The following is a 20082-nucleotide window of genomic DNA, read 5'->3' on the forward strand; positions in this document are numbered from 1 at the left end:
AAATTTTATGAAAAATTTATTTAAAAAAATATTACTTTTAATTAAATTTACAATTGATTTCATAATTTTTTTTTATGATATAATTTTTTTAATTTATAAATTTAGAAAAAAAAAATTAAAAATAATACTTAAATTAAACGGTGGATTCGGTCATTTGATAACAACCCCTCATTATTTAAAACTAACTAATGACAAAGATTGGGTATTAATTTTTGGTATAGAAGCAGTACATAATAAATTAATAAAAATTTTTTTTAAAGATAATCTCTTTTTTATTAGAAAAGGAATTCATAGTTCATATTTTGAAAAAAAGATAGAAAAATTTATTATCAATCTATTTAATTTTTGTAATAAACAAAAAGTAATTTTATATGATGATATTATTTTAAAAAAACTAAACTATTCAAAAAAAATTAATGAAGAAGAAGAAACATTTGTTTTATTTAACAAAAAAAAAATAAATTATAATATTAAAAATATAAAAATTAGATGTGAGGATTTTAATAGATTTTTGAATAATGAGGCAGACTCTTGTAAGGGAATAATTAACTTTCATTTAAGGTATAAAAAAAACCAAATTGATCATTTAAATTATTTAAGAGACTCCAACCAAATTAATTTTTATAAAAATATTTTTGAATATCTAGTAAATAAAAAATGGAAAATAATCATTACCGGAGAAGACTTTGAAATACCTGAGTGGATAAAGAATTATAGAAACTATATTTTTTTAAACGCATTTACAAATTTATCAAAAGACTACTTTAATCTTTATACTGGAATTTCCAGTGATGTTTACATTGGTAATATGACTGGCCCAATTATGTGGGAATTATTAAAGCCAAAAAAAAGAAATCTTGTTTTGAATTGTTACCCAATTGGATTTTGTTTTAGAAATTCAATTTTTTCTTATCCAATGATTACCAATAACAGGTTGGATATTTTGAAACAAAGTTTAGTTAGAATAAAAAAAAATTATAGTAAAGATTTTTTTCTTAAAAATTTTAAAGATTTAGATAAAATACAATGCAAGCAAATTATTGAAGAGTTTATTGAAAACTTAGATAATCCAAATTATGGCGTAGGAGTTCAAAAATTTGGAATAAATCATGGAGTATTTGTTGAAACTGGTTGCAAAATATCCCCAAAATGGCTTAAATTAAATAAAATTATTTAATTTAGGAGATAATTTTGTAAGCTTGGTTAATTAACTTTCAAAATAAAATATGATTAAAAAAAAAGTATTTAACTATAACTATAGGTTTTTAAATCTAATTAAATTAAATGATTTTAATTATAAATTAATTAACAAGTCTATTAATAAAATTAAAAAAATAAAAAAAACAAATAAATTAATATTTATTGGCAATGGAGGTAGTGCTGCTATCTGTAGTCATGTAACAGTAGACTTACTAAAAAATACTAAAATTAAAGCAATTAATTTTAACGATGCAGATTTAATTACCTGTTTTTCAAACGATTTTAGCCACCAGTTTTGGATGAGAGAAGCATTAAAAAAATATTATGTAAAAGGAGACTGTGTTGTAATAATTTCTTCATCTGGAGAGTCAAAAAACATAATCAATGCAGCAAATTGGTGTAAAAATAATAAAGTAGAATTAATTTCATTTTCAGGTTTTAAAAAAAATAATAAACTAAACTTAATTAATAAAAAAGGTATAGGATTCTGGGTAGATTCCAAAACGTACAATCATGTAGAAACTGCTCATTTGTTCTTAATTTTAACTATAATTGATCATATTTAATTTTTTAATTAAATTTTTGCAAAATGAAAAAAATTGCTTTTTTTTCAACTAGCTTACCTGATTTAACCCAAGGAGGCACTGGTATAACCAATTATTTAATCTGCGAATATTTAATTAAAAATAATTTTTATATTGAAGGTTTTTTTAGGACTAATAAAAAATTCTTATCAGAAAGTAATCAAATAAGTTTAGATAAATTAAAAACTCTAGGAGTTAAAATCAATATAATTGATGATGGAGACTATTATGAGGAGAGTTTTTTATCAAAATTTAAGTTTGGATATGAGTATTTAAAAAAAATATACCATGTAAATTTTTTGAAGGGATATTTAAAAAAAATTGATTTAAATTTTGATGGCTATATTTGCTACGATCTGGGGTGGATTTTAGCATTATCAAGCACTAATATAAAAAATTGTATTGGTATTTTAAATGATCCTATACATCAAAGAATAAAATTTGGCTCAAATTTAACATTCAATTTAAAGGATAATTTTAATTATTTTAGAGGTGTTTTTTTAGGTAATAAGAATATTATAAAAAAAATTAATCGTGAAATAAAAAAAGATTTCAAAATTTTTTCTTTTTCAAAACATCACGCAGAAGAATACACTTTAAAAGGACTAAAATGTAATGTTTTTCCATACTCTAGTGAATATATTTCAAAAGACAAGATAAAACAAAGTTTTGATATAGAAAACAAAATAAAAATTTTGCATGTAGGAGATTTAAGGACAAGTGTTGGCAGATCATTTATAAAATTTTTTAAAGATGAAATTGAATTAATCTTATCAAGATTAAAATTTGAATTTGAATTTAATTTTGTTGGAAAGCATGAAAAAAAAATATTTAGTAATTATAAAAATATAAAATTAAATTTTCATGGATTTCAAAACAATATTGAAAAATATTATAAACAAAATGATCTTTATTTTGTTATATCTAATTATCCAGTTGGAACAAGAACTAGGGTGATTACAAGTCAATCGTTTGGATTGCCTTGCATAACAGATTTAAATGCAAAAAAGGGTATTCCGCTTTTGGAGAACAATAAAAATTGTTTTTTATTAGATAAAAAAAAAAAATTGGATGAAATATTTCATAAAATTATTAATGAAAAAGATCTATTGAAAAAAGTAAGTATTAATGCGAGAAATTATTGGGAACAAAACCATAATCCTATGAAAAATATTCAAAAACTTATCAATATGTTAGATATTTAAATGACCAGAAATTCACTATATTTTGACAAGATTTTTAATCTTACACTGAAATTTATTAATTCTAATTCTGCAGATAAAATTATGCATCTTAATTTTATTAAAAATAAATTTTCAACTAAACTGTTCAATCAAAAAATAAAATTTACAAAAAAATTTCCAAAAAAAAAGATAATAAGAAAAAATAAAAATATAATTGTTGGAATGAATACAGTAGGTTTGTTATTAGATAGATTGACAGTATTATGTTTAAAATTAAATCATTTAAAAAAAAAATTAAAAGATAGAAAAAAAGCAGATATCACTTTATTTGAAGTTAATAGCATTATTAAAGCGTTAAAAAATGCACAAAGTATAGACAAAATTGATTTTAATAAAATAACAAGGCATAAAATTATTTCAAATGCATCAAATTTCGAGGAAGCTTATTTTGAATTATTGATTTCTAATTTTATACTATGGGAGTCTCAAGAGATTTTGTATAATAGAAATATAAACAATTGTTCTTTAAATGAAATAAGAGATTATTTAAAACTATTTTCAAAGTATAACACACTTAGAAACTTCTTAATAACAAAAGTTGAAAATTTTTATTGGCAAAATGAAAAAAAAAAATATTAAACTAAATGTAATTATTCAAGCAGGTGGAAAAGGCACTAGACTAAAGCATAACACGTGGAATAGACCCAAATGTTTGGTACCAGTGTTGGGCAAAACATTATTATATCATACTTTAGATGCCGTAGACGCAAATTCCTTTTATTTGATTGGTGATTATAAATTCGATGCATTGAAATTATATACAGAAACGATTAAACCAAAAAATAATTTACGTTTAATTAAAGCAAAAGGATCGGGCTCCTTATCTGGAATAAATCAAGCTTTACATTTGATAAAAAATGATGGGCCAATATTAATTATATGGAGTGATCTATTTTTTACATCAAAATTAAAATTACAAAAATCAAATAAACCTTTAATTGGTATTTCTGATAATTTTCCTTGTAGATATTTAATACAAAATAAAAAAATTAAAAAAAATATTAGCCTTCAAAATAAGAATGGAGTTATTGGTTTTTTTTATTTTCCTAATAAAGTGTTATTAAAAAATATTTCTAGTGATGGAGAATTTGTAGAATATTTAATAAATAAAAAAATTAAATTTAATACTCAAAAGTTTGATAATGTTTCTGAAATCGGTGAAGATGGAAATCTTGAAATTTTTAGGAGTAAATTTAGCAACTCAAGATATTTTAACGAAATTTCAACATTTAAAAAATATGTAATAAAGAAAAGTAAGATTAAAAATTTTGATGAACTTCTAAAAGGCGAAAAAGCATGGTATAAAAATTTAAATAAATACAATTTCAATAAAATTCCAAAAATATATAAATCTAAAAATTCAATTAAACTGGAAAGAATACACGGTAAACATCCTTATCAAATTTTTTCTAACAGAGAAAAAATTTTAAAAAAAATTTTCCAAACGATTGATGATTTACATTCTATTTCTGAGAAAGAAGCTACTAGACAAGATTTAAATAAAGTTTATTACAAAAAAACGATTGATAGGGTCTTAAGTATAAAAAATATGATACCTAATTTTAAAGATGAAGAATTTAGAATAAATGGTCAAAATTGTAAAAATTATTTTTCAAAAAAATATATTGGGGATTTAAAAAAATTATTGAAAATAATTAATCCAAACAAATTCACAATAATTCATGGTGATACAACTTTTTCTAATATTCTTATTGGTAAAAAAAATAATGTTAAATTGATTGATCCGAGAATGAATTTTGGAAATTCAAAATTATTCGGGGATCCATTGTATGATTGGGCAAAATTATATTACTCTGTTTACGGGTCATATGACAATTTCAATAATAAAAAGTTTGCACTAAGAATTATAAATAAGAATATAGAATATTATATTTTAGAAAATGGATGGGCAAAATATCAATATTTTTTTAAAGAAAAATTTGGTAGAGAAATTAACAAAATTAATTTAATTCATGGACTCATTTGGTTGTCTTTAACTGGTTACGTTAAAGAGGATTATGACTCTATTTTAACATCCTTCTATAAGGGCTTGTTTATCATTAATGAATTAGAAAAAAATTTTTTCTAATTCCTTTGGATCAATTTTAGCTGAGGGTTCTAAATTTTTTTTAATTTTTCCAAATAGTTTTACGTTATTTAATTTAATATATTGATTTATTTTACTACTTTTAAATAAAACTGAGTCTATCCCAAATTTATTTGCACCACAGATGTCGTTTAAGTAAGTATCACCTATAAGAATAGCGTCTCTCTTCTTAAAATTTTTAATTTTTTTTGAAATAAAATTAAAATATAATTTTTCAGGTTTTCCAAGACACGTTACATTTCCTCCTTTTAAAAAAAATTTATTTGCATAAAAGCCCATACATTTTTTTTTATATATGTTCAAATAATCAGGGTTTATACAAATAATTTTTTTCTTTAATAAAAAGAAGTTGTTAATATTACCTATAAGCTCTCTTTCTCTAATATTAATTTCATTTGATATTAGTATCCCAATATCTGATTTTTTTGGATCGGATGTGAGTATAATTTTATTTTCTTTACAAAATTTTAAATTCTTAGGTCCTAAACCTGAAAGAGAATAAAATTTTTTTTTTTTATATCTTTTTAAATAATTTGATGCGAAATCTCCACTAGTAAAAATTTTATCAAAATAATTAATATTAATGAACATTTTTTTTAAATCTTTTTTTACTTCCGAACTCGAAGATGAAGAATTAGATACAATATAAATTCTTTTTTTTAATTTTTTTAAATGTTTAATTAACCTGATTATTCTATCATAAGGCTTTCTGCCATCATGAATTACTCCCCATAAGTCAAACAAATAAATTTTTTTTTTAAATATTTTTAAATTTGACATTTAAACTATACATAAATTTGAATTTTAATATTAACGCTAAATTGATTTGTGAATTCACAATAATTAATTTCTTGATTAATCTCAATTTACACATAAATAAGACATTGTGGAAATTAAAAAAAATATAAATGAAAAAAATACCAACTATGTTGATGACGAGCTAAATCAACTTTATAGTCATTTTAAAGTTATAAAAGAAAAGAACGATATAGATTTTAAAAAAACTATAGAATATCAAAATTACAGAAAAAATTGGCGTGATACAGCTTTAAAACACAAAATAACAAATTTTCCTTTACATTTAGATATAGAAGTTACTTCATATTGTAATTTAGCTTGTCCCATGTGTCCTAGAACACACCGTGTTGAAATGGGCAATTGGGAAAATAGAATGATGAAACTGGATAAGTTTAAAAAAATTATAGATGAAGGAGCTGAAAAAGGCCTAAAAGCTATCAACTTAAATAACTTTGGTGAATCTTTGTACAATAAAAATATTGTCGAAATGATTAATTATGCGAGTAAAAAAGGTGTGTTAGATATTATGATGCATACCAATGGCACAAAAATGGATCACAAAATGGCAGAAGGGCTAGTTGAGTCTGGCTTAACAAGAATAATTTTTTCAATGGATAGTATTTCAAAGGAAATTTATGAAAAAATACGTATCGGAGCAACTTTTGAAGAAACTGTAAATAATGTTAAATTATTTTATGAAACTAGAGAGAAACTAAAATCTAAATTACCAGTAATAAGAATAAGCATGGTTAGGATGAAGGAAAATGATCATGAAGTAAAAAATTTTAGTAGCTTTTGGGGCAAGTATGCTGATGAAATTTCTTATACTGATTATAGGAACCAAGATGGGTTAGACAAGGTAGATCGATATGTAAAAACAAAAAAAGAAAACAAATCTTACGCTTGTCCTGCTTTATGGCAAAGAATGACAATAAATGCGACTGGTGAAGTTACGGCTTGTTGTCGAGATGCAGGGAAAAGACTTACATTAGGTAAACTAACTGGAAAAAATGACCTTAAATCTATTTGGGATGGAAAGGTACTAAAAGAGTCAAGATCTCTACATGAAAAAAAACAAGCATATAAAATTGATGCTTGCAACGGATGTGACCACATTAGAGGTGTTATAAAACCTGGCGAAAAAACTTAATATTTATATTAATTTATAATTTTATTTTTTAAAAGAATTTTTGCTAATTTTAAATCTTTTGAAGTATGAATATCTACAAGTCCATGAAAAGAGTCGTATTCAATAATTTCAATTTTTCTTCCTAATCTACTTTTATATTTATATAAGTTTTCTTTTTTTGTGATTAGGGCTACTCCTGTATCTTCCCTAAGTACTGGGGATTTAATTTGTCTAGGCAAAAAAGATTGCTTTTTCGGAGAAATTCTAAAATAATTTTTTTTATCTTTTATCCAATAATTTTTGTGTGTTTTGAAAGCGGCAAAAACACTATCGCATTTTTTTTTATTAAAAACTTTAATACATTTATCTAAAATATTTTTAGGTCTGAGTGGTTCTGTAATTTGTAAATATGAAAATGCGCTTATCTTATCAAAATTAGCTTCATAATTATTTATCGCATGAATAAGGGCATCTTCTGATTTAGCGCTATCATTAGATAATTTTTTTGGTCTTGGGTATATAACATAGCAGCCAAGTTTTTTAGCTATATTAGATATTCTATTATCATCAGTAGATACAATCACTTTTGAAACCAATTTAGAAGACTTTGCAAATTTTACCGTATAATAGATTAGTGGTTTTTTAAGTAACTTGACTATATTTTTATTTTTTAGTCCTTTAGAATTTTTTCTAGCAAGTATAAAACATGGATATTTTTTCATTAAAACAAAAGTTTGGTATTTTTATCAAAAGTTATACCTTTTCTTAAATAATCATTTTCAAAAACTGAACCATTAGCCCAATTTAAAATAGTCAAATATGGTTTTTTCTCTCTTTCCTCAAGTTTAAGACTTTCAATTTGACCACCTTCAGGAAAATTTACAATAAAATTTCCAACAAACTTTTTAGCATAACATGTTGAGTTATTTGAAAAATTACTGTTGTGACTTAGCAGTTTATTTATTGTATTGCTTGACCAAGTTCCTTTTGAATTTAGATATAATACAAAATCTGTATCTATCCACTCTTTATAGAAACTGTAATATATATTTTTAAGGTCTTTTTCTAAATTTTTACTGGGTTGAATTTTATTTAATTTTTTTGAATTATTTAAAATTATTTTTTTTTTTGATAAGATGAATATTTTCCTAAAATTTACATATTTATTTCTTTTTAAATTTAAAATTTTTAAAAGTTTTTTTATTTTATTAATTGGAGTTAAGTCACCTCTACAATTTAAAACGATTGAATAGTTAAAGTAATTTTTTCTAATAAAATCACAAGAGGTCCAATTATAGTTATTTCTTAGAAGTTTCATTGTACTTCTCGATCTTTCCGACTCATTTTCGTGTTGATGGACTCCATGTAGATGATAAACCTCAGAGGATCCTGTATATGCTATTACTTCATTTCTTTTACATGCCTTCATAGCCCATAGTCGATCCTCTATATTTCCTACACTCTCATTGAATTTATTTTTTTTTAAATTATTTGTCCTATAAATTGAATTTGCATTACTAATATAAGGATCCTTATAATGATAAACTGGTTTATCTCTGAACAATAAATTCATATCAAGAGAGTTTTTTGAATTTGTTCCAGGTAAAGGAATTTGTTTTCCATATGCGGCTACAATATTTTTATTATTATCCATGAAATTAATAAAATTTTTTAACCAGTTTTTATTCAAAGGTATACAGTGAACAGAAAGAAATATGATATATTCAGAGTAAGACTTTGAGACACCAAAATTTAAAAATCTTCCGGGTATATATTTTTTTTGTTTAAAAATTTTTTTAATTTTAAATTTTTTTGCGATATCTATTGAATTATCATCACTATCATTATCAATGAAAATTATTTCAAAATCTTTAAAAGTTTGAATTGAAATTTTTTTTAATACAATTTTAAGCCATTTTGCTTCATTTTTATTTCTTATAACAATTGAAACTTTTAATTTTCTAGATTTTTTGACCATCTACCTCGATAATTTTTATAAATGTCTTGTTCACATTTTTGCAAACCTAAACCTTTTTTTTTATTCATTTGTGCAACTTTATCTCTATATTTAACTATAATAGATAATTCCTCTGGAAGAATTGCAAATTTATTGTCCCTACCTGGCAAGTTATTATCAATAGAAAAATGTTTTTCAAGCATTACAGCACCTGAAGATATAGCTAGATAAGCATCATCCAAACCTTCTAAATGACCTGAATACCCAACTTTTTTAAAAATATTTTTTAAATGAAAAAATTTTTGAAAATTCACGTTTTCACTTTTAAGAGGGTATGAGCTCACACAATGTAAAATTATTAATTTATTTGAATTTTTAAATTTTTCTAAAAACTTTAACTCTTTTTGTGTTATTGCTCCAGCAGACAATATTACTGTATTAAAATTTTTTAGTGCATATTCGATTAGCTCTTTATTATACGCTTCGTGAGATGGAATTTTAATAACCTTGTCTTTATTATTTTTTAAATCTTTACAACTTTTAAGATTAAATACTGAGGCAAAGCATAAGATTTTAATTTTTTTACAATAATTTTTTAAAATATTGTATTTTTTCATGTTTAATTTTGCTTTATTATATATTTCTCTTCTTCCATCGTGATCCCAAGATCCTTCTTTTAAATATTTTGGATCCCAAATTTGTAACTTTACAGCATCAGCACCATTTTTTTTTGCTATATTAATCATTTTTTTTGCTAATTTTAAGTCACCAAGAAAGTTCCATCCTATTTCAGCTACAATATAGGTTTTTAAGTTTGATAATTTAAATCTCATCAGATAAATATTTTTATATTTCTAAGTTAATTTTAAATGTTTTCATATCTAAAAAAATTAATCAATATATTAAGACAAAATAATATTAAAATATTTTATTTTCTTATATTCATATCACTTTTTATTACATTTCTAGAAATATTAATAATCTCAGCTTTACCAGGATTATTTCAAATTATAAACGAAGGTGAGATATCAACAAATTATAACAAATTATTCAAGCTAAAAGAATTTTTTAATACAAAGTTAAGCAATTTACATTTTATAGTTTTAACATTAATTATTTTAAGTTTATTAAAATTTATAGTTTCTTTAATATATTTAAATTTAAGTACTAAATATATTTTTCTAAATTTAAAAAAAATTACAACTAAAATTTATGAAAATATATTATCTAAAGAATATTTAGAATTTATTAAAAAAGATACATCTCATTATTTGAAGAATATTATTAATGAGCCAAGTTTTTTTTCTTCTAATGTATTTTTGCCCTTTTTCTTAATTATACCTGATATTATAATTTTAATTTCTTACTTAGTTTTTTTAACTATTTATAATCTAGAAATAACACTATTTGTTTCAGTATTTTTAATATTTGTTTCTTATTTTTATTTTTCTTTTTATAAAACTAAACTCTCTAACTTTATTGAACAAAGACAAATCTCAAATGAAAACTTTATTAAAATAGTTAAAGATAGTTTTTCTCTATTTAAAGAAATTAAGTTTTTAAAATTTGATTTAAAATTTTTATCTAATCTCAAAATATATTTAAATAATTTTTTTAACCCTCAAAAAAAAGTAATTATAATTACTCAAACTCCAAGAATTTTTATGGAATTTATTGGAATAGTTCTAATTGGTACAATAATTATATTTTCAGATATAATTTTTGATGATCAAAACATTATTGTTTCTCTAGGGGTATTTTTTGTAATTCTAATTAAATTAATTCCAATATTTAATAAACTTGTATCAAATATTCAAATTTTAAATTCACAAAAAAAAGTACTTAATGAAATTTATGAGTCAATTAAAGTTATCCCGAATAAAAAAGAATTTTTTAAATTAAATAATTTTAAAAAAGAAATTAAAATGAATTTAAATTTTGATTACGAAAAAAAAGTTATATTTAAAAATTTAAACTTTAATATTTATAAAAATCAAATAGTTGGATTAATTGGAAAATCTGGATCAGGAAAAACAACTTTAATTGATATTTTACTTGGCCTAATTAAAATGCCTAATGGAAAAATTTTTATTGATGATATTGATGTTAGTAACAAACACCTTGATTTATCAAATTTAATGACAGTGGTTCCACAGAATATTCATTTACTTAATTCATCTTTAAAAAATAATATAACTTTAAATTTTTTTACAGAAGACAATATTGACCAAAACAGATTAAATAAATCTATAGTTTTAGCAGGTTTAAAAAATTTAGTAGATAATAAAGGAGTTGATATGATAGTTGGTGAGAATGGAACTAATTTATCAGGAGGGCAATCACAACGAATAGGTATAGCTCGTGCGATTTATCAGAATAAGAAAATTATAATTTTTGATGAATTTACTAGTTCACTTGATGATGAGACCGAATCAAAAATTATAGAATCATTAATTAAATTAAAACGAGAGAATCTAACAATGGTCATATCTACTCATAAAAAAAAACTATTGGATATTTGTGATACTGTCTATGATTTGAGCAATAATGAAAATAATTAAATCACCAAAAAGAGTTTATTTAATTTCTATGGGTGGATTTGGGAACCAGCTTTTTCAATACGCATCATCTTTGTCTTTTTCAAAAAAAATTCATGGTAAATTAATTGTTGAAAATTATTTAGGTTTTTTTTTTGATTTTAAATATAAAAGAAAATATGAACTCGACACACTTAATCTAAATATTACTAAAACAAGATTATTTGAAAAATTTTTAATCTTTTTTGAGTTTATATTTTTCAAAATTTTTAAAAAAAATATTTTTTTTCATAATATTTTTGCAAATTCATTTAATCATAATTTGGGTGATTTAAAAAAGAATTCCAAACCAGTTTTGCTCTATGGTTATTTTCAAAATGAAAAAAATTTTAAAGATTTTTCATTAACAAACTTTAAAAAAATCATCAATTTAAAAAAAAATAAATTAATAAATAATCTAAAAAATAAAAATAAAAATAAACAATTTATTGGAATTTGTATAAGAATGTATGAAGAAGTTTCAATGTATGATAAACATCATCACAACGTAGTAAGTCAAAAAAAATATATAAATGCTATAGAAAAGCTAAATCTTAAAAATATAATTATTATTGTTTTTATTACACAAAAGAAATTATTAAAAAATTCACTTTTAATAAAATATTTTTTTAAAAAAAAAATACAATTTAAAATTATAGACAATGAAATGATAAATGGAAATATCAAAACATTAAATTCAATGATTAAAATGGACCATTTAATAATTTCAAATAGTACTTTTTATTGGTGGGCCGCTTGGTTAAAAAAAAAGATTTCACCGAAATCTAAAATTTTTGTAATAAATGAAAAAAATTTCAACAAAATAAAAAACGCGTCGTGGATTACAATAAATTAAAAAAAAAAATTAAAGATATAAATTTTATTTTAAAAATTATAAGAGTTTTAAAAAACCCTATCCAGTCACTAAAAATTTATTTAGATTTTTATCAAATAAATAAAAAGATATCTTTCGAGGTGGATAAAGTTGTGCCTAATGGAAAAAAAGTTTTAATTATTTCACTTTCTAATTGGATTTATCAATCAAAATTACAATCAATGTTAGTATTGCCATTTTTAAAACAAGGCTGGGACATAACAGTACTTACTGAAACCTATCATCACGACTCTATTAAAGTTTTTAAAAGCTTTGGTATAAAAAAATTTATTTATGTAAATAAATACAATCCCGACATAAGTAAAAAAGATATTAATGAAATAGCTTTAAATTTTTTAAAAGATAAAATTTCTATCAATATAATAAAAGAATGGTATTTTGAAAATGTTTGGATAGGACCAACTATCATTGCAAGTTTATCAAAAAAATTATTTTCAGGAAAAATTGACTTTAATGACCCTGAAGTTATCTCAACTATCAAATTTTTCTTAAATGAAATTTTATATAAAATTAAATTATCAAAACTAATTTTTAAAAAAAAAAGTTTTGACATATATTTAGCCTCATTTGATGTCAATTATATTGAATATGCACCTTATGTAGATGTAATTATAGATCAGGGTAAAAACGTAATTCAATTTCATCAGCCATGGAATGAAAAAACACTAACGTTCTTAAAATTAAATAAAAAGACAAGAAGATTTCATCCAAGCATAATTACTAAAGAAGAATTCTTAAAAAATAATGAAATAGAATTTTCAGAAAATCATCAAAAAATTTTAAATAATATTTTTCAAGATAGGTATAATGATAAATATATACTTCAATCTAGAAATAGTCATAAAATAGTAAAAATGAGCAAAGATGAAATATTAGATAGAATTAATTTTAAAAATAAAAAGAAAATTGCTGTAATTTACTCACATATTCTTTGGGACACCAATCTTTTTTTTGGTGAAGATTTGTATGATGATTATGGTCAGTGGTTGATAGAAACTTTAAAGTTAGCAAATAAAAATAAAGAGATAAACTGGATACTTAAAGTTCACCCAGCAAACATATGGAAATACAAAAGAAATAATGTGGATGGCAAGTATGCAGAAATTCAAGTAATAGAGAAATTTGTAGGTAATCTGGGTGAACATGTAAAAATATTGTATCCAACAACAAATATTAGTACTTCAGATTTGTTTAAAATAAGTAATTATGCAATTACAGTTAGAGGAACTGCAGGGATGGAAGCACCAACAAAAGGCATTACCACAATATTAGCGGGCACAGGTAGATATTCTGATTTGGGATTTACTGTAGATCCAAAATCTATAAATGAATACGAAAATATTCTAATGAACTTGCAACAATTAAGTAGTTTAGAAAAAAATATAATTGATTTAGCGAAAAAACATGCACTTTTAAGTTTCGATAATAGATTGTGGAAAATGCAGTCATTTAAATCTGTTTTTTCAAAAAATCCTGGAAAAGTTGATCCACTAGACCATAATCTCTTACCTAAAAGAAAAATTAATATTATGGAGGACAATTTGGATGATCTTGATAAATGGTATAAATGGGCAATAAATAATGAAAAAATTATATATTTAGATCCACCTAATTTATGAAAATATTAATTACAGGTTCTGCTGGCTTTATTGGATTTCATTTAAGTATGAGGTTATTAAGAGAAAATCATAAGATAATTGGTTTAGATGATTTAAACTCTTATTATGATACAAGTTATAAAAAGAAAAGATTATCAATTTTGAAAAAATTTAAAAATTTTTCTTTTTTGGAAGAAGATTTGTCTAAAGAAAAAAATTTATATGAAAAAATTAAAAAAATTGATGTAATTTTTCATTTGGCAGCTCAGCCAGGTGTAAGATACTCAATTACAAATCCCAAAGTTTATATCAAAAATAATATCAATAGTTTTATTAATATCTTGGAATTTGCAAGAAATCAAAATGTGAAAAAATTATTTTATGCTTCTTCAAGTTCAGTATATGGAAATACAAATAAATTTCCAACTAAAGAAAATAATAAACTTAATCCTTTATCAATTTATGCATCTACAAAAGTTCATAATGAAGAATATGCAAAACAATATACAAATCATTATGGTTTGAAAACAATTGGATTAAGATTTTTTACAGTTTATGGTGAACTTGGTCGACCTGATATGTTTTTATATAAATATCTAGGTTCTATTAAAAATAAACAAAAATTTAATTTAAATTTCAATGGAAATTATAAAAGAGACTTTACATACATTAAAGATGTAGTTGAAATTATGAATATTCTTTTGAAAAAAAAACTAAAATCAAATTATAATATATTTAATATTTGTAGTTCTAAACCTGTGTCGTTAAATAAAGTTATATCTATTTTAGATAATTTTATTAATAGACCTAAAATAATTTATAAAAATAAAAATAGTTTAGATAGCTTAAAAACATATGGAGATAATAGATTGATAAAAAAAATAACAGGGTTTAAAAAATTTACACTTTTAAAAACAGGCCTACAAAATACTGTAAAAAATTATTTTGAACTTAAACTGAAATAATGAATAAAAATTCTAAAATTTGGGTTGCTGGTGCTAATGGCATGGTTGGAAAAAATTTAATTAATATTTTAAAAAAAAATAAAAGAAGAGTAATAGGTAGCAGCAGAAGTCAATGTGATTTATTTAAGAAAAATAGGATTAATTTATTTTTAAAAAAAAATCGACCTTCAATTGCTGTTTTATGTGCTGCTAAAGTAGGTGGAATTTATGCAAATAGTAAATATCCAGTAAATTTTTTATTAGAAAATTTAAAAATACAAATTAACTTTATTGAAGCCTGCCAGAAAAATAAAGTTGAAAAAATTATTTTTTTAGGATCTTCTTGTATTTATCCAAGAAACTCCAAACAACCAATAAAAGAGGAATATTTACTTTCGAACTACTTAGAAAAAACAAATGAATGGTATGGTATAGCAAAAATAGCAGGATTGAAGTTAATTGAAGCATATAGAAAACAGTATAATTGTAACCATATATCTCTAATGCCTACAAATGTTTATGGTAAATATGATAATTTTGACGACTATAATAGTCACGTGATTCCAGGTTTAATAAATAAAATTTCAAAAGCAAAAATAAATAATCAAGATGTAGTTGAACTCTGGGGAACTGGTAAACCATTAAGAGAATTTATATATGCTGAGGATTTGGCTAGAGCAATAATATTTACTATTGATAAATACAATGAAGACAAACCAATTAATATTGGTACAGGTCAAGAAATCTCAATTAAATCCCTTGCTTTAAAAATAAAAAAAATAGTTGGTTATGATGGAAAAATCATTTTTAATAGAAAGTATCCAGACGGCACTCCAAGAAAAAGGTTGAACATTAATAAATTAAAAAAAATTGGCTGGAAACCTAGAATTAGTTTGGATAAAGGGTTAAAAGAAACTATAAATTGGTACAATTCATTAAAATGAAGAAAGCTTTAATTTTTGGTGTTACTGGACAGGATGGTGCATATTTAGCGAGGTTTTTGATTAAACGAAGATATGAAGTGCACGGAATAAAAAGAAGATCGTCTTCATACAATACTTCGAGGGTAGATAGTATTTATGAGGATCCTTATAAAAAAAATAGAAGATTAATTTTACATTATGGAGATTTAACAGATACTTCTAATATACAAAATTTAATTTCAGATATTTTGCCTGATGAAATTTATAATTTGGGTGCTCAATCTCACGTTAAAGTGAGTTTTGAAACTCCAGAGTATACTGCCAATTGTGATGCTTTAGGTCCTCTAAGAATTTTAGAAGCTATTAGAAATGTTAGGAAAAAAAAGAATATAAAATTTTATCAAGCATCTACGTCTGAAATGTTTGGCAACACTCCTGCTCCACAGTCAGAAAAATCAATATTAAGTCCAGAAAGTCCATATGGAACCGCAAAGGTTTATGCATACCATATTACAAAAAATTATAGAGACGCTTATAAGATTTTTGCTTGTAATGGAATATTGTTTAATCATGAAAGCCCATTAAGAGGAGAAACTTTTGTTAGTAAAAAAATTACTATGGCAGTTGCAAAAATAAAGTTAGGAAAACAAAAATTAATGTATCTTGGTAATCTTGACGCCAAAAGAGACTGGGGTCACGCAAAAGATTACGTTGAAGGCATGTATAAAATATTACAACAAAAGAAACCAGATGATTTTGTTTTAGCAACTGGAAAAAGTTTTACAGTAAGAAAATTTGTTGAAGATGCATTCAAGTGCATCGATGTCCAAATTATTTGGAAAGGAAAATCTTTGAATGAGATTGGTATAGATAAAAAAACAAAAGAAGTTTTAGTTAAGATTGACAAAAGATTATTCAGACCAAATGAAGTTAATTTTTTAAAGGGAAATTATATGAAGGCAAAAAAAATATTAAAATGGACGCCAAAAATAAATTATACTAAATTAGTAAAAGAGATGGTCGCTTCTGATTTAGAAAATTTATCCTAAGACCCTATAGATCTTAATTTTAATTAAAGCTAAAATGAATGATAAAACAAATAAATAGTTTAGCTGAAAATAAAGTTGTAAAATTATAATTAAGAGTATCAACAAATTATAAGTTAAATTTATATAAAAAACTTTTGATTTATTGTGAATATTTTTTTTAATGGGTTTCAAGAAATTATAATCAAATAATCTAGCCCAAGGAAGCTGGCCTTTCAAAATTTTATTAATAAGAGTTAATGTGCAATCAAGATAAGTGTAAATTATATAAGAAAAGACAATATACCAATATCCATCTATTAATAATTTGTAAGAACAAATAAATAAAGTGAAACCTAAAATAATACTTCCTGTATCCCCCATAAAAATTTTAGCAGGAGGTTTGTTAAAAATTAAATAAGAAATTATAATTCCAATTGAAATCAGACTTAACATTAATACAAATGAATAATTCGATTGATTAATTTCAGTTAATGAAATCGCAATGAAGGAAATTAAACAATTAGTTGAAAGAAAGCCATCTGTTCCATCAGTAAAGTTGATGATATTTATTGTATAAACCCAAAAATATAAACCAATTATTACATTTAATTTAGTGTAATTTTCAAACGGAAAATAATTTAAGTTTAACAAAGGTATTGATAAAAAAAGAATAGTTGTTTGAAAAAAAAGCTTATATACAGGATTAATCTTTTTAATGTCATCAAAGAAAAAAAAAATTCCCAACAATAGAATGCTAAAATAGTATATCCAAAATTTTCCGTAAACTTCAAAGCTTAAATTATCATAAATGTTAGTGAAAAAATAAATTACACCCAAAATTTGAAAAGTTATAACAAAAGTTATTCCACTTGCAGTAATAATTTTTTTTTTATGTACACTTATATTTTCGGGTATATCAAAAAAACTATATTTTTTTGCTAGATTTCTGTATATCAAAGTTAATATTAAATTCACAAAAAAAGAAATTAAAATTATAAATAATATTTTTTGAAAAAAAGAAATATCCATTGTGTAAATATAATTACTACAAATGAAATACTACTTACAGAAAAAAATAAATTTTGATTTGAAGTATTTATTGGATGTTTTAATTTTAACAAGCCCTATTTTTTATATACTTGGTTCACCCTTCGTTAATTTTTTGACATTATTATGCTCAATTTTTTTTATTATATTAGCCAAAAGAGAAAATAAATTTTTGCTGTTTAAAGAAAAATTTATTTTAATAATTCTAATTTTCTATTTTTATATTTTGATAAATTCTTTTTTTGCAACAAATTTTTTATCATCATTAAAAACTTCATTTTTCTTTATCAGGTTTATATTATTTTTTGGATGTATATATTTTTTTGCTTTTCAAAGAATTTCTTTAAAGAAAATTTTCACATTTTGGATATTAATTATTTTTTTAACAAAAGCAGATATTTTAATACAATTTTTTTTCGGCAAAGACATATTCGGTTATCCTGATCATGGGGATAGATTTGCAGGTTTCTTTGGTGATGAACTGATTGCTGGTTCATATCTGCAAAAATTTTGCACAATATTAATGAGTTTTTTCTTATATAATTTTTTTAAAAATAAAAATAAAATATTTCAATTAATTCTTTTTATTATCACAAGTACAATAATTATATTGATTACAGGTGAAAGAATGGCTTTTTTATTATTTTGCTTTAGCTTCATATTAATTTTAATTTTCTTAAAAAAATATAAAATTTTAGTTCTTACAGTTTTCTTAAGCTTAATTATTTTAATTAATTTCAATAGTTCACATGTACAAAATAGATATGGTGATTTTAAAAATATAATTTTAAATTTTGAGGATAGTACCTATGGAAAATTATATAGCTCTGGATATCGATTATGGAAAAAAAATCCTTTAAATGGTGTTGGTGTAAAAAATTTTAGAGTTGATTGTGATATAGAGCTAAATGACTTAAGACCTGAAAATGGACATCAGCTATGCTCTTCACATCCGCATAATTTATATTTAGAGCTAATGTCTGAAACAGGAATATTAGGATTATTTTTATTTATAGCCTTTAATTTAATAATAGTTTTAAAATCATTTAAATTTTTATTCACCAGAAATCAGATAGATAAAATAGAATATCACTTATTTATTTGTTCTTTTGCTCTGTATCTAGCTTATATATGGCCAATATCATCAAATGGTAGTTTTTTTACAACATGGAATGGATCACAATATTGGTTAGTGTTGGGTTTGATGTTTAATTCTTTAAATAATTTGGGTAATTGTAGGACATTAAAGTAATTAATGGGCTCTAAAATTGAGTAGAAAAACTTTTTACATATATTCTTTTATATCGATTTTTTTTCAATTTTATTTTTTAATTTTGGCAAAAGATTTCACAGATGATTTTTTTATTTATATTCAACTAATTTCGATTTCAAGTTTATTAAATGGAGTTTTTGGATCTATTCAGTTTTTTTTTCAAAATAAAGGCATTTTATCAATAAGAAAGGAAATTTTAATATTTTACTTATTTTTAAAAATTCTAATTTTCATATTTTGCTCAATTAAATATGATTTTTTAATTAGTTTTGTTTTCATTGTTTTGAGTTTAAATTTATTTTGGATAAATTTAATATCAGCAAAAGCAGCATATAATGATATGCTGACCTCAAATTCTAAATATTTACTTTTTGTAGCGATATTAAAGTTTTTTTCAGTTTATTTTTCCATTCTTTTAGAGGTTTCTTTTTTAAATTTAATTTTATTTTTTACTCTAATAAATTTGATTTCATCAGTATATCTATACGGAAAAATAGAAATAAAATTTGATAAAAATGGTTACTCTTTTAGAAGTTCACTTATTACATTCTTGGGATCATCATTATTTTCTCTAGATAAAATTTTTATTTCAATTTTTTTTCCAAAAATTTTAATATCTTATTTTCTTATAAATAGAATAAGTTCTATTTTTCAAATTTTTTCAGAAATTTTTTTTAGAGAAGAAAGGTTTAAGATCACATCTGGAAAAAAAATAAGAAAATATTTAGGAATTATTTTTAAACTAATATTACTTTTTTCTATCTTATTATTAATTATAT

At 22.6% G+C, this 20082-nt stretch carries 19 protein-coding genes; 14 read left to right on the forward strand and 5 right to left on the reverse strand.

From position 1 onward, the window contains the following. The first annotated feature begins 7 nt into the window (after positions 1-7). From ACTTBK_RS07505 to ACTTBK_RS07525, 5 genes are read left to right on the forward strand one after another with little or no spacing between them, the layout of a single operon-like run. Positions 8-1177 carry a hypothetical protein gene (locus ACTTBK_RS07505; RefSeq protein ID WP_440619442.1) on the forward strand — a complete coding sequence of 390 codons (1170 nt, stop codon included), beginning with the start codon at positions 8-10 and terminating at the stop codon, positions 1175-1177. Between the two features lie 49 nt (positions 1178-1226). Beyond that, positions 1227-1766: an SIS domain-containing protein gene (locus tag ACTTBK_RS07510; RefSeq protein ID WP_440619444.1), complete on the forward strand. Its 540-nt coding sequence runs from the start codon at positions 1227-1229 to the stop codon at positions 1764-1766. 23 nt (positions 1767-1789) lie between these two features. Next, positions 1790-2989, forward strand: a complete 1200-nt coding sequence (locus ACTTBK_RS07515; protein ID WP_440619445.1) for a glycosyltransferase family 4 protein — start codon at positions 1790-1792, stop codon at positions 2987-2989. Further along, on the forward strand, positions 2990-3607 hold the full coding sequence (locus ACTTBK_RS07520) for a hypothetical protein (protein ID WP_440619447.1): 618 nt from the start codon (positions 2990-2992) through the stop codon (positions 3605-3607). Further along, on the forward strand, positions 3588-5117 hold the full coding sequence (locus ACTTBK_RS07525; protein WP_440619449.1) for a phosphotransferase: 1530 nt from the start codon (positions 3588-3590) through the stop codon (positions 5115-5117). The genes ACTTBK_RS07520 and ACTTBK_RS07525 overlap by 20 nt, the downstream gene beginning before the upstream one ends. Here ACTTBK_RS07525 and ACTTBK_RS07530 read toward each other — a convergent pair. Then, complete coding sequence (locus ACTTBK_RS07530) at positions 5097-5915, reverse strand: TIGR01459 family HAD-type hydrolase (protein WP_440619450.1); 819 nt, start codon at positions 5913-5915, stop codon at positions 5097-5099. The two genes, ACTTBK_RS07525 and ACTTBK_RS07530, sit on opposite strands and share 21 nt — an antisense overlap. Positions 5916-6021: 106 nt before the next feature. On the opposite strand from ACTTBK_RS07530, the gene ACTTBK_RS07535 reads away from it, so the two are divergent. Then, positions 6022-7083, forward strand: a complete 1062-nt coding sequence (locus ACTTBK_RS07535; RefSeq protein WP_440619452.1) for a radical SAM/SPASM domain-containing protein — start codon at positions 6022-6024, stop codon at positions 7081-7083. An 8-nt stretch (positions 7084-7091) separates the two neighbouring features. Here the strand turns inward: ACTTBK_RS07535 and ACTTBK_RS07540 are convergent, their stop codons facing one another. The 3 genes from ACTTBK_RS07540 to ACTTBK_RS07550 are packed head-to-tail and all read right to left on the reverse strand — an operon-like array spanning position 7092 to position 9852. Then, complete coding sequence (locus ACTTBK_RS07540) at positions 7092-7784, reverse strand: acylneuraminate cytidylyltransferase family protein (protein ID WP_440619453.1); 693 nt, start codon at positions 7782-7784, stop codon at positions 7092-7094. Continuing rightward, positions 7784-9040: a glycosyltransferase family A protein gene (locus ACTTBK_RS07545; protein ID WP_440619454.1), complete on the reverse strand. Its 1257-nt coding sequence runs from the start codon at positions 9038-9040 to the stop codon at positions 7784-7786. Before ACTTBK_RS07545 ends, ACTTBK_RS07540 begins: the two co-directional genes overlap by 1 nt. After that, positions 9016-9852: an N-acetylneuraminate synthase family protein gene (locus ACTTBK_RS07550; RefSeq protein ID WP_440619455.1), complete on the reverse strand. Its 837-nt coding sequence runs from the start codon at positions 9850-9852 to the stop codon at positions 9016-9018. Before ACTTBK_RS07550 ends, ACTTBK_RS07545 begins: the two co-directional genes overlap by 25 nt. A 36-nt stretch (positions 9853-9888) precedes the next feature. Between ACTTBK_RS07550 and ACTTBK_RS07555 the strand changes: the two genes are divergently transcribed. Genes ACTTBK_RS07555 through gmd form a run of 6 tightly spaced genes read left to right on the forward strand, consistent with a single transcriptional unit; the run spans position 9889 to position 17004 of the window. Then, a complete protein-coding gene (locus ACTTBK_RS07555; protein WP_440619457.1) occupies positions 9889-11580 on the forward strand; it encodes an ATP-binding cassette domain-containing protein in 1692 nt (563 codons plus the stop codon). Continuing rightward, positions 11567-12451 (forward strand): alpha-1,2-fucosyltransferase, encoded by an 885-nt coding sequence (locus ACTTBK_RS07560; RefSeq protein ID WP_440619458.1) that lies wholly within the window; start codon positions 11567-11569, stop codon positions 12449-12451. The genes ACTTBK_RS07555 and ACTTBK_RS07560 overlap by 14 nt, the downstream gene beginning before the upstream one ends. Next, positions 12433-14109: a hypothetical protein gene (locus ACTTBK_RS07565; protein ID WP_440619460.1), complete on the forward strand. Its 1677-nt coding sequence runs from the start codon at positions 12433-12435 to the stop codon at positions 14107-14109. The genes ACTTBK_RS07560 and ACTTBK_RS07565 overlap by 19 nt, the downstream gene beginning before the upstream one ends. Then, complete coding sequence (locus ACTTBK_RS07570) at positions 14106-15053, forward strand: NAD-dependent epimerase/dehydratase family protein (RefSeq protein ID WP_440619462.1); 948 nt, start codon at positions 14106-14108, stop codon at positions 15051-15053. The genes ACTTBK_RS07565 and ACTTBK_RS07570 overlap by 4 nt, the downstream gene beginning before the upstream one ends. After that, positions 15053-15976 (forward strand): GDP-L-fucose synthase family protein, encoded by a 924-nt coding sequence (locus ACTTBK_RS07575; RefSeq protein ID WP_440619464.1) that lies wholly within the window; start codon positions 15053-15055, stop codon positions 15974-15976. The genes ACTTBK_RS07570 and ACTTBK_RS07575 overlap by 1 nt, the downstream gene beginning before the upstream one ends. Beyond that, on the forward strand, positions 15973-17004 hold the full coding sequence (gene gmd / locus ACTTBK_RS07580; protein WP_440619465.1) for a GDP-mannose 4,6-dehydratase: 1032 nt from the start codon (positions 15973-15975) through the stop codon (positions 17002-17004). Before ACTTBK_RS07575 ends, gmd begins: the two co-directional genes overlap by 4 nt. On the opposite strand, the gene ACTTBK_RS07585 is transcribed toward gmd, so the two are convergent. Continuing rightward, complete coding sequence (locus ACTTBK_RS07585) at positions 16996-17958, reverse strand: hypothetical protein (RefSeq protein WP_440619467.1); 963 nt, start codon at positions 17956-17958, stop codon at positions 16996-16998. The genes gmd and ACTTBK_RS07585 overlap by 9 nt on opposite strands. Before the next feature lie 298 nt (positions 17959-18256). On the opposite strand from ACTTBK_RS07585, the gene ACTTBK_RS07590 reads away from it, so the two are divergent. Both ACTTBK_RS07590 and ACTTBK_RS07595 read left to right on the forward strand, forming a co-directional pair. Then, positions 18257-19282 carry an O-antigen ligase family protein gene (locus tag ACTTBK_RS07590; protein WP_440619468.1) on the forward strand — a complete coding sequence of 342 codons (1026 nt, stop codon included), beginning with the start codon at positions 18257-18259 and terminating at the stop codon, positions 19280-19282. 82 nt (positions 19283-19364) lie between these two features. Continuing rightward, the coding region (locus ACTTBK_RS07595; protein ID WP_440619469.1) for a hypothetical protein at positions 19365-20082 on the forward strand (718 nt) is incomplete at its 3' end.

It is taken from the genome of Candidatus Pelagibacter sp. HIMB1493 (genome assembly GCF_052047995.1).
GTDB lineage: Bacteria > Pseudomonadota > Alphaproteobacteria > Pelagibacterales > Pelagibacteraceae > Pelagibacter.

What these genes read in the sequence shown, in the direction of transcription:
- ACTTBK_RS07505 (WP_440619442.1), top strand. Translation starts at nt 8, where the DNA reads ATGAAAAATTTATTTAAAAAAATATTACTTTTAATTAAATTTACAATT.
- ACTTBK_RS07510 (WP_440619444.1), top strand. Translation starts at nt 1,227, where the DNA reads ATGATTAAAAAAAAAGTATTTAACTATAACTATAGGTTTTTAAATCTA.
- ACTTBK_RS07515 (WP_440619445.1), top strand. Translation starts at nt 1,790, where the DNA reads ATGAAAAAAATTGCTTTTTTTTCAACTAGCTTACCTGATTTAACCCAA.
- ACTTBK_RS07520 (WP_440619447.1), top strand. Translation starts at nt 2,990, where the DNA reads ATGACCAGAAATTCACTATATTTTGACAAGATTTTTAATCTTACACTG.
- ACTTBK_RS07525 (WP_440619449.1), top strand. Translation starts at nt 3,588, where the DNA reads ATGAAAAAAAAAAATATTAAACTAAATGTAATTATTCAAGCAGGTGGA.
- ACTTBK_RS07530 (WP_440619450.1), bottom strand. Translation starts at nt 5,915, where the DNA reads ATGTCAAATTTAAAAATATTTAAAAAAAAAATTTATTTGTTTGACTTA.
- ACTTBK_RS07540 (WP_440619453.1), bottom strand. Translation starts at nt 7,784, where the DNA reads ATGAAAAAATATCCATGTTTTATACTTGCTAGAAAAAATTCTAAAGGA.
- ACTTBK_RS07545 (WP_440619454.1), bottom strand. Translation starts at nt 9,040, where the DNA reads ATGGTCAAAAAATCTAGAAAATTAAAAGTTTCAATTGTTATAAGAAAT.
- ACTTBK_RS07550 (WP_440619455.1), bottom strand. Translation starts at nt 9,852, where the DNA reads ATGAGATTTAAATTATCAAACTTAAAAACCTATATTGTAGCTGAAATA.
- ACTTBK_RS07555 (WP_440619457.1), top strand. Translation starts at nt 9,889, where the DNA reads ATGTTTTCATATCTAAAAAAATTAATCAATATATTAAGACAAAATAAT.
- ACTTBK_RS07560 (WP_440619458.1), top strand. Translation starts at nt 11,567, where the DNA reads ATGAAAATAATTAAATCACCAAAAAGAGTTTATTTAATTTCTATGGGT.
- ACTTBK_RS07570 (WP_440619462.1), top strand. Translation starts at nt 14,106, where the DNA reads ATGAAAATATTAATTACAGGTTCTGCTGGCTTTATTGGATTTCATTTA.
- ACTTBK_RS07575 (WP_440619464.1), top strand. Translation starts at nt 15,053, where the DNA reads ATGAATAAAAATTCTAAAATTTGGGTTGCTGGTGCTAATGGCATGGTT.
- gmd (WP_440619465.1), top strand. Translation starts at nt 15,973, where the DNA reads ATGAAGAAAGCTTTAATTTTTGGTGTTACTGGACAGGATGGTGCATAT.